Raw genomic sequence first — 8,791 nt, 5'->3', positions numbered from 1 at the left:
CCCGCAAGCGGGAGGGGAGAAAGAATGACATGACCAACGCCAAGCTGACTGCCCTCATGGCCCGCGGCACGCAATTTCTCGGCTGCGACAGCGCCATCCTGTGCGGGGCGATGAGCTGGGTGTCGGAACGGCATCTGGTGTCGGCCATGTCCAATGCGGGCGGTTTCGGCGTGATCGCCTGCGGCGCGATGACGCCCGCGCTGCTCGACGCGGAAATCACCGCGACCAAGGCGCTGACCACCAAGCCCTTCGGCGTCAACCTCATCACCATGCACCCGCAACTGTTCGATCTGATCGACGTCTGCGCCAGCCATGACGTGACCCATATCGTGCTGGCCGGCGGCCTGCCGCCCAAGGGCAGTATCGAAGCGATCAAGGCCAAGGGTGCCAAGCTCATCTGCTTCGCGCCCGCGCTGGCGCTGGCCAAGAAGCTGGCCCGCTCTGGCGTCGATGCGCTGATCGTCGAAGGCCATGAGGCGGGCGGCCATATCGGCCCGGTCGCGACCAGCGTGCTGGCGCAGGAAATTCTCCCCGAAATGAGCGAGCAGCTGCCCGTGTTCGTCGCGGGTGGCATTGGCCGGGGCGAAGCGATCGCCGCCTATCTCGAAATGGGCGCGGCGGGCGTCCAGCTTGGCACCCGCTTTGCCTGCGCCACCGAAAGCATCGCCCACCCCGCGTTCAAAAAGGCTTTCTTCCGCGCCTCTGCCCGCGACGCCATCGCCAGTGTCCAGATCGACCCGCGCCTGCCGGTCATTCCCGTGCGTGCGCTCAAAAATGTCGGCATGGAAAATTTCACCGCCAAGCAGCGCGAAGTTGCCAATCTGCTCGATAGCGGGTCGGTCGACATGGGCGAGGCGCAGTTGCAGATCGAACATTTCTGGGCCGGTGCGCTGCGCCGCGCGGTGATCGATGGCGATGTCGATGGCGGGTCGCTGATGGCCGGCCAGTCGGTCGGCATGGTGACCAAGGAAGAACCCGTCGCCGACATCATCGCGCAGTTGATGGCGGAGGCGGCGGTGGCGCTAGAGCGACGGGCCGCCTGAATCCTTGCGATGAACGGTTAATCAGGCATATTTCCTCCGACCAGAATGCCCGGCATGACGGTGCGCAGCCCATCGGAGAAATTGATGATCGTCCTGCGCCGTTTTTATGGCCGTTTTTCGCTTGTGTCACTGGCTGCCCTGGCGGCCTGTTCGACCCCGGTAAAGCCACCTCCGCCGACCGCGCCGCCGCCGCTGGTCGAAACGGTCAGGCCGCGCCCGCCCATGGGCGCGGTGGAGGATATGAGCATCCCGGAGATAGCGGATGGCAAATATCTGACCCCCAATCGCAAGGTCACGTCGAACACTGCTTTATGGCATGTCCGCATGGCGCTCAACGTGGCGGCGCTCTCCTGCCGTAGCACCGCCGATCTCGCGCGGCTGCAATATAACCGGTTGCTCCATCTCCACGGGACCGTGCTGACGCAGGCCAATGAAGCGGTCGACCGCAACTATAAGGTTGCCTATGGCACCGCCGGCTTCGGCGCGCGCGAACGGCTGAACACCACCGTCTATAATTTCTTCTCGCTGCCCCCCGTCACCAAAAGCTTCTGCCCGGTCGCCGAAACGGTGGGGGCTAAGCTACTGACTATGCCATCCAGCGCGCTGCTGGATTATGCCCCGACCGCGCTCGCGGAACTGGAAAAGCCGTTCCAGGATTTCTACGCCGCCTATGCCGATTATCTGCGACGGCTGGCCGAATGGCAGTCGCGCTTTGGCGGGACGGTGACGGTGTGGGCGTCCCCCACGCCACTGCCGCCGCCCCCCGTACCGCCGGGCGAAGCGCCACGACAGGGCTTTGCCCCCGGCGTCACCAGCGCGATCCAGCAAAATCTGCCGCCCCCGCCCGATGCGGCTGCCCCGTTGCAGGCCAGCCGCCCCCCTGCCGTCGCGCGAACTCTGCCCGCCTCGCCGGGGCCAAAGCTGATGGTCCAGCCACTGCCGACGACGGACTGATCCGGGCGTTCGACCTGCCAATGACACTGCTCAACCAGAGCCGTTGGCGGGCAGCCATTGCGCATCGGCGGGGGCGGCGGCATCATCGTACGTGAGTCGCCCCCGGTTCGGCATTGAGCGGCGAAGCCCGCCGTGCGCAAAGGGCGGCCCCATGGAGGAGAGAGACGATGGCCTATATGGACGGTTTCGTGATCCCTGTGCCCAAAGGCAATAAACAGGCCTATATCGACATCGCGGCGAAAATGGCGCCGATCTTCATCGAATATGGCGCGACCCGCGTGGTCGAATGTTGGGGCGACGATATCAAGCCGGGCAAGGTCAATGATTTCCGCACGGCAGTCATCGCCGAAGAGGGCGAAGAGGTCGTCTTTTCGTGGATCGAATGGCCCGACAAGGAAACCCGCGACGCAGGCTCCGCCAAGATGATGGCCGATGATCGGATGAAGCCGGAGGAGGGGCAGGATATGCCGTTCAGCGGCGCGCGCCTCATCTATGGCGGCTTTGCCGTGCTGGTCGAAGAAAAGGCTTGAACCACCCGGCGGGAGAGAGGCGATGACCGACCTGAACGGCCAATTCTTCTGGCATGAACTGATGACCAGCGATCCGCAGGCGGCGCTTGCCTTCTACACCGATGTGGTGGGCTGGACCACGATGCCGTTTGGCGAGGATGGCGGCTATACACTGGTCGTCGGCAGCGCGGGGCCGCTGGGCGGGGTGATGGCGATCCCTGAGGAGGCGAAGGATTGCGGCATGACCCCCTGGTGGGGCGGCTATATCGCTTCGGCCGATGTTGATGCGGACGCCGCGCGACTGGTCGCGGCCGGGGGCAGCATCAGGCGCCCGGCGGAGGATATAGACGGCGTCGGCCGCTTCGCAGTGATGGGCGATCCGGGCGGCGCGACCTTCATGCTGCTCAAAGGCTCCAGCCCCGACGGCATGGAATCCCCGCCCCCCATGGCGATGGGTCATGTGGGCTGGCGCGAACTCTATAGCGGCAATTTCGACGCCGACCTGGCCTTCTATACCGGCCAGTTCGGCTGGACCACTGGCGATGCCATGGATATGGGCGAGATGGGTATCTACCAGCTCGTCTCGCAGACCGGCGGCAGCGATTTTCAGAGCATGTCGGGCGGCATCATGCCGATCCCCAAGGAAATGCCTGCGCCGCTCTGGCTCTTCTACTTCACCGTCGGCGACATCGACGCGGCGGTCGAAAGAGTGAAAGCCGGCGGCGGCACCTTGCTCAACGGACCGATGGAAGTGCCCGGCGGCAGCTGGATCGTCCAGGCGTTCGACCCGCACGGCGCGATGTTCGCGCTGGTCGGCACCCGCGCCGAAGCAGGAGAGGGGACATGAGCATCATCGCCCCCTGCCTGTGGTTCGACGGGCAGGCGGAGGAAGCCGCGCGCTATTATGTCGGGATTTTCGGCGGGTCGGTCGATCATATCAGCTATTACCCGCAAGAAAATCCTTCGCCCTCTCCCATGAAGGGCGGCAGCGTGCTGCTGGTCGAATTCACCCTGTTCGGGCAAAGCTATCAGGCGCTGAATGGCGGGCCGCAATTCACCTTTGACGAAGCCATATCGCTGTCGGTCGGGTGCGCGGATCAGGCGGAACTGGATCGCTATTTCGACGCGCTGACCGCCGATGGCGGCAAGGATGGGCCGTGCGGCTGGGTGACGGACAAATATGGCCTGTGCTGGCAATTGGTGACGCGGCAGATCATGGCCAATTATCATAGCGACGACAAAGCCGGAATCGCCCGCATGATGCAGGCGATGATGACCATGCGAAAGCTGGACACCGCCGCGATGCAGGCGGCCTTTGAAGGGGAAACAGCATGAACGGCGCTGACTATGACCTGTCCGTCACCTGCACCATCGCGGCCCCGCGTGCGACCTGCTGGCGGGTGTGGACCGATCGCAAGGAGGAATGGTTCTGCCCCAAACCCTGGCGCGCCGAAGTCATCGAGGAAGATCTGCGCCCCGGCGGCCGCAGCGCGGTGCAGATGTTCGGCCCGGATGGCGAGGAAACCGGGCCGATGGAGGGCGTCTTTCTGGACGTGGTGCCGGGCGAACGGATCGTCACCACCGACGCCTATGCCGCAGGCTGGGTCCCGCAAACCCCCTTCATGACCGCGATCTGGACCTTTGCCGACGAGGGTCAGCACACCCGCTTCACCGCCACTGCCCGTCATTGGGACGCAGAGGCCAAGGCCCGGCATCTGGAAATGGGCTTCCATCCCGGCTGGGACCAGATGATGGCGCAATTCAAGGCGTTGTGCGAGGCGGCTGCGGGGTGAATGAGGAATGAGGGGCGACTCTCATCCCGCCCATCAACCTTCTCCCACCACTCTGTCCCATAGCGGGGCAGGCCGGCGTTAACCCCGTTCCCGCCTTGGTCGCTACGCCGCGCGCGCCTATCCTTGCCGCCATGCGTATCCTGTCCACCAGCCTCCTTTTATCCATCGCCATCGCCTCGACCGCGCTGGCACAGCGCAATCCTGCCCCCTTCACCATTGCCGAATCGGGCCGCGCCTTTGGCTCTTTGGCCGACGCGCTGGGCGCGATCGGCGACGGGCGCGGGACCGTGGTGGTGGCACCTGGCACCTATCATCAATGTGGCGTTCAGCAGGGCGGCGACGTCACCATCCGCGCCGCGACGCCGGGCACGGTGATCTTCGACGGTGTCCCGTGCGAGGGCAAGGGCGCGTTCGTGCTGCGCGGGCGGGCTGCGCAAGTGGACGGTATCATCTTTCAGAATATTCGCGTCCCCGACGGCAATGGCGCGGGCATCCGCCTGGAAAGCGGCAACCTGACCGTCCGCAACAGCCTGTTCCGCAACAGCGAGGAAGGCATATTGACCGGCGACTATGATGGTGGGCAGGTCAGTATCGACAAATCGACCTTCCGTCATCTGGGCCGCTGCGACCGTGATCTCGATTGCGCGCACGGCATCTATATCGGCCGGTTGGCGGCGCTCACCGTCACCAACAGCCGCTTTGACCTCGGCGATGGCGGCCATTATCTCAAAAGCCGCGCGGCCCGCGTCACCATCACCGGCAACAGCTTCGACGACAGCGGCGGCAAGCTCACCAATTACATGATCGACCTGTCCAACGGCGCGAGTGGCATCATCAGCGGCAATGAGATGGTGCAGGGCAAGGACAAGGATAACTGGTCCGCCTTCATCACCATCGCCCCCGAAGGCCGAGAACATTCAAGTGCAGGCCTTGTGATCGAAGGCAATAGAGCCGGTTTCGTGCCGGGGTTGGAGCGCAATTCCACCTTCGTCGCCAACTTTACCGACGACGCAGTGCGGATCGGCGCAAACGACCTCGCGCCGTCCATGAAAGTGAAGGACCGGCGGTAAAGAGATGTTCCCAACCTCCGTTCGCCCTGAGCCTGTCGAAGGGCTGCACTTTCTTGAAGGGAAGAACAAGGCTTCGACAGGCTCAGCCCGAACGGTTTTATTTGTATAGAGCGGCGGACTATCGGATACTGGTCCCATGCGAACCACCTATGACAGCGCCACCGTCCGCCTCTATCATCTGGGCGATGATGGCGGTGCGACGACCCTGATGTACGGTCCCCTGAGCGAAGCGCTGCGCGTGGCGGAGCAGCAGACGCAGGAAACACAGGACGGCCTCTATCTGGCGACGGACAATGATGTGGTGGCTTATCTCGACCTGATCGACAACTAACCGTCAGCGAAACCAAACGGTGCCCGCGTCCGGCGAAAATCGTCGGGCAGCATGTCCCGGCCGATAGGCGGGGCGGATCGGGCGAGGCAATGGGGCCGGTGACACAGGCGGCAGGTGACCCCGATGGGGGTCGGCTCAGGCGTCGTCTGGCCCTGGGTATAGATCAGCCGATGGGCATGGTCGGCGGCGCAGCAGAGCGCAATCGCCCGGTCCACCCTGGCCGCACCCCATCCGCCGCCCCCTGCGGTGACGGTGCGGGCGATGGAAAAGAAACGCTGCCCGTCGGGTAGCTCCAGCCACTGCGTAACGACCTCCCGCGGTGTCTCGAACACCCGGTGGACCGACCAGAGCGGACAGGACCCGCCATGGCGGGCAAAGGGAAAACCCGCCCCGTCGAGCCGCTTGGACACATTTCCTGCCGGATCGACGCGGAGAAAGAAGAAAGGCACCCGTTCCTGCCCCGGCTTTTGCAGGGTCGTCAGCCGATGCGCGGTCTGCTCGAAACTGGTGCCGAACTGCCGCGCCAGCGCCTCTACATCATAGCGCCGCGCCTCGACCGCCTTGGCAAAGGCGCTGTAAGGCATCAATATCGCCGCCGCCCCATAGCTGGCCAGCGCTCGCCGGGCGAGACGGCGACTGCTCTCCCCGGCGAACTGGCCATCCTTCAGGATCGCGTCGAAGGCCTTGCGCATCTCCAGATAGGCGATCTGAAGCGCCAGCTGGAATTGCGAACTGGCGGTGTCGAGCGTGTCGTCGAGCAGTACCGCATCCCGATGCCGGTCATAGCGGCGCAGCGATCCGGCCATGACATCGGACGGCAGGCGACGGACGCGAAGGTTATGCCGCGCGCGTAACCAGCCGGTCAGTCCGCCCTCGACCTCCGCTTCCGCTGCCAGTTTTTCCGCCGCATCGTCCAGCAACGGAAAGCTGTTGCGCCGGGCGGCAAGAAAACGCCGCGATTCCGCGACCGGATCGGGCGCATCGTCGGGCGTGGCACCTTGGTCGGCCAGCGCCAGATGCTCCTCCCGATAGCTGGTGTAGAGCCGCAGCAGCGCTTCGGTGATACCGGGATAATTGACCGCGACGTCCCCTGTGGCGAGGGAGGGCAAGTCCAGATCGGCAAACATCGGGTCTTTGAGCACCGCGTGCAGCCGCGCGGTCTGCTCAGTCCCGCCATCGCCCGCCACCTCCGCCATGTCGAGCTTGTAGGTGCGGGCCAGCCGCAGCAGCATGTCGGCGGTCAGTGGGCGCTGGTTACGTTCGAGCAGCGCGACATAGGAGGCAGAAATGTCGAGATCGGCGGCCATATCGGCCTGGGTCAGGCCAAGGTCACGGCGCAACCGGCGCAACCGTGGCCCCATATAGACCGGACTATCTTTACGCATCGGGTCGACTCCTGTGCAGGCTTTACAACTTTACAGCATAAATTTGTAAAGATCGACAACTGAACTTCGGCAGGACTGCCGCCCTGCAACAGCAAGGGTTAGGCGGGGTTCAACAGCTCACTTTCCACGCAAGGATCGGCCCATGACCTACCAGGACAATATCGCGAAGGCGCAGCAGCTCATCGGCAGCCACCCCGGCACCTGGGACGGCATCAACGCCGAGTCCGTTGCCCGGATGAAGCTGCAAAACCGCTTCAACACCGGCCTCGACATCGCCAAATATACCGCTGGCATCATGCGCCGCGACATGGCCGCCTATGATCTTGATCCGGCCAATTACACCCAGTCGCTGGGCTGCTGGCACGGTTTCATCGGCCAGCAGAAGCTGATCGCGATCAAAAAGCATTTCGGCACGACCAAGCAGAAATATCTGTATTTGTCCGGCTGGATGGTCGCCGCGCTGCGCAGCGACTTCGGGCCGCTGCCTGACCAGTCGATGCACGAAAAGACCAGCGTTGCCGCGCTGATCGAGGAACTTTACACCTTCCTCAAACAGGCCGACGCCCGCGAACTCGGCATGATGTTCCGCGATCTCGACAAGGCGCGCGAGGCTGGCAACGCGGTCGAGGCGCAGCGCCTGACCCACGCCATCGACAATTATGAAACCCATGTCGTTCCCATCATCGCGGACATCGACGCGGGCTTTGGCAATGCGGAAGCCACCTATCTGCTCGCCAAGAAGATGATCGAGGCGGGTGCCTGCGCGCTCCAGATCGAAAATCAGGTTTCGGACGAAAAGCAGTGCGGCCATCAGGACGGCAAGGTCACCGTGCCGCATGAGGACTTTCTGGCGAAGGTCCGCGCCTGCCGCTACGCCTTTCTGGAACTGGGCGTTGACGATGGCATCATCGTCACCCGCACCGACTCGCTGGGCGCTGGCCTGACCAAGCAGATCGCGGTCAGCAAGGTGCCGGGCGATATCGGCGACCAGTATAACAGCTTCCTTGATTGCGAGGAGATTGATCCGGCGACGGCGAAGAATGGCGACGTCATCCTGAACCGCGACGGCAAGCTGCTGCGTCCCAAACGCCTGCCCAGCAACCTGTTCCAGTTCCGCGAAGGCACCGGCGCGGACCGCTGCGTCCTCGACTGCATCACCTCGCTCCAGAACGGCGCGGACCTGCTGTGGATCGAGACGGAAAAGCCGCATATCGAGCAGATCGCCTCAATGGTCGACCGCATCCGCGAAGTCATCCCCAACGCCAAGCTGGTCTATAATAATTCGCCCAGCTTCAACTGGACGCTGAACTTCCGTCAGCAGATCTATGATGCCTGGGTCGAGGCGGGCAAGGATGTGTCGGCCTATGACCGCGCCCGGTTGATGAGCGTCGATTATGACGACACCGATCTGGGCCGGGAAGCGGACGACAAGATTCGCACCTTCCAGAAGGATGCGGCGGCGCGGGCAGGGATTTTCCACCACCTCATCACCCTGCCGACCTATCACACGGCCGCGCTCAGCACCGACAATCTCGCCAAGACCTATTTCGGCGAGGAAGGGATGCTGGGCTATGTCGAGGGTGTCCAGCGCAAGGAAATCCGTCAGGGCATCGCCTGCGTGAAGCACCAGAATATGAGCGGCAGCGACATTGGCGACGATCACAAGGATTATTTCGCCGGCGAAGCCGCGCTCAAGGCTGGCGGCG

At 63.6% G+C, this 8,791-nt stretch carries 10 protein-coding genes; 9 read left to right on the top strand and 1 reads right to left on the bottom strand.

The features are described from left to right. Window positions 1–29: 29 nt before the first annotated feature. From EBBID32_RS21575 to EBBID32_RS21540, 8 genes are all read left to right on the top strand, one after another. Window positions 30–1,043, top strand: coding sequence for an NAD(P)H-dependent flavin oxidoreductase (locus EBBID32_RS21575; protein ID WP_006967092.1), 1,014 nt, complete (start codon window positions 30–32; stop codon window positions 1,041–1,043). Window positions 1,044–1,088: 45 nt separating this feature from the next. After that, window positions 1,089–1,997: a hypothetical protein gene (locus EBBID32_RS21570; RefSeq protein WP_006967091.1), complete on the top strand. Its 909-nt coding sequence runs from the start codon at window positions 1,089–1,091 to the stop codon at window positions 1,995–1,997. Window positions 1,998–2,164: 167 nt separating this feature from the next. Then, window positions 2,165–2,527, top strand: a complete 363-nt coding sequence (locus tag EBBID32_RS21565; protein ID WP_006967090.1) for a DUF1428 domain-containing protein — start codon at window positions 2,165–2,167, stop codon at window positions 2,525–2,527. A 22-nt stretch (window positions 2,528–2,549) separates the two neighbouring features. Next, the gene (locus tag EBBID32_RS21560) at window positions 2,550–3,353 is read left to right on the top strand and encodes a VOC family protein (RefSeq protein WP_006967089.1); all 804 of its coding nucleotides are present in this window, start codon (window positions 2,550–2,552) and stop codon (window positions 3,351–3,353) included. Then, on the top strand, window positions 3,350–3,841 hold the full coding sequence (locus EBBID32_RS21555; RefSeq protein ID WP_006967080.1) for a VOC family protein: 492 nt from the start codon (window positions 3,350–3,352) through the stop codon (window positions 3,839–3,841). The genes EBBID32_RS21560 and EBBID32_RS21555 overlap by 4 nt, the downstream gene beginning before the upstream one ends. Continuing rightward, entirely contained in the window at window positions 3,838–4,299 is a 462-nt protein-coding gene (locus EBBID32_RS21550; RefSeq protein ID WP_006967072.1) for an SRPBCC family protein, read from the top strand. Before EBBID32_RS21555 ends, EBBID32_RS21550 begins: the two co-directional genes overlap by 4 nt. Window positions 4,300–4,430: 131 nt before the next feature. Then, entirely contained in the window at window positions 4,431–5,369 is a 939-nt protein-coding gene (locus EBBID32_RS21545) for a right-handed parallel beta-helix repeat-containing protein (RefSeq protein WP_037492418.1), read from the top strand. Between the two features lie 136 nt (window positions 5,370–5,505). Beyond that, window positions 5,506–5,700 carry a hypothetical protein gene (locus EBBID32_RS21540; protein WP_006967068.1) on the top strand — a complete coding sequence of 65 codons (195 nt, stop codon included), beginning with the start codon at window positions 5,506–5,508 and terminating at the stop codon, window positions 5,698–5,700. On the opposite strand, the gene EBBID32_RS21535 is transcribed toward EBBID32_RS21540, so the two are convergent. Continuing rightward, window positions 5,697–7,085, bottom strand: coding sequence for a helix-turn-helix domain-containing protein (locus tag EBBID32_RS21535; RefSeq protein WP_006967066.1), 1,389 nt, complete (start codon window positions 7,083–7,085; stop codon window positions 5,697–5,699). The two genes, EBBID32_RS21540 and EBBID32_RS21535, sit on opposite strands and share 4 nt — an antisense overlap. Window positions 7,086–7,227: 142 nt before the next feature. Between EBBID32_RS21535 and EBBID32_RS21530 the strand changes: the two genes are divergently transcribed. Continuing rightward, window positions 7,228–8,791 (top strand): isocitrate lyase (locus EBBID32_RS21530; protein WP_037492416.1); only part of this gene is annotated, 1,564 nt, incomplete at its 3' end.

Source organism: Sphingobium indicum BiD32 (genome assembly GCF_000382885.1).
Taxonomy (GTDB): Bacteria; Pseudomonadota; Alphaproteobacteria; order Sphingomonadales; family Sphingomonadaceae; genus Sphingobium; species Sphingobium japonicum_C.
The sequence above is the reverse complement of the archived record's forward strand: the minus strand, read 5'-3'. Positions and strand labels throughout refer to the sequence as shown.

Excerpts from the sequence above, each read along its gene's own strand:
- EBBID32_RS21575 (WP_006967092.1), top strand. The coding sequence starts at position 30 with ATGACCAACGCCAAGCTGACTGCCCTCATGGCCCGCGGCACGCAATTT.
- EBBID32_RS21570 (WP_006967091.1), top strand. The coding sequence starts at position 1,089 with ATGCCCGGCATGACGGTGCGCAGCCCATCGGAGAAATTGATGATCGTC.
- EBBID32_RS21565 (WP_006967090.1), top strand. The coding sequence starts at position 2,165 with ATGGCCTATATGGACGGTTTCGTGATCCCTGTGCCCAAAGGCAATAAA.
- EBBID32_RS21560 (WP_006967089.1), top strand. The coding sequence starts at position 2,550 with ATGACCGACCTGAACGGCCAATTCTTCTGGCATGAACTGATGACCAGC.
- EBBID32_RS21555 (WP_006967080.1), top strand. The coding sequence starts at position 3,350 with ATGAGCATCATCGCCCCCTGCCTGTGGTTCGACGGGCAGGCGGAGGAA.
- EBBID32_RS21550 (WP_006967072.1), top strand. The coding sequence starts at position 3,838 with ATGAACGGCGCTGACTATGACCTGTCCGTCACCTGCACCATCGCGGCC.
- EBBID32_RS21545 (WP_037492418.1), top strand. The coding sequence starts at position 4,431 with ATGCGTATCCTGTCCACCAGCCTCCTTTTATCCATCGCCATCGCCTCG.
- EBBID32_RS21540 (WP_006967068.1), top strand. The coding sequence starts at position 5,506 with ATGCGAACCACCTATGACAGCGCCACCGTCCGCCTCTATCATCTGGGC.
- EBBID32_RS21535 (WP_006967066.1), bottom strand. The coding sequence starts at position 7,085 with ATGCGTAAAGATAGTCCGGTCTATATGGGGCCACGGTTGCGCCGGTTG.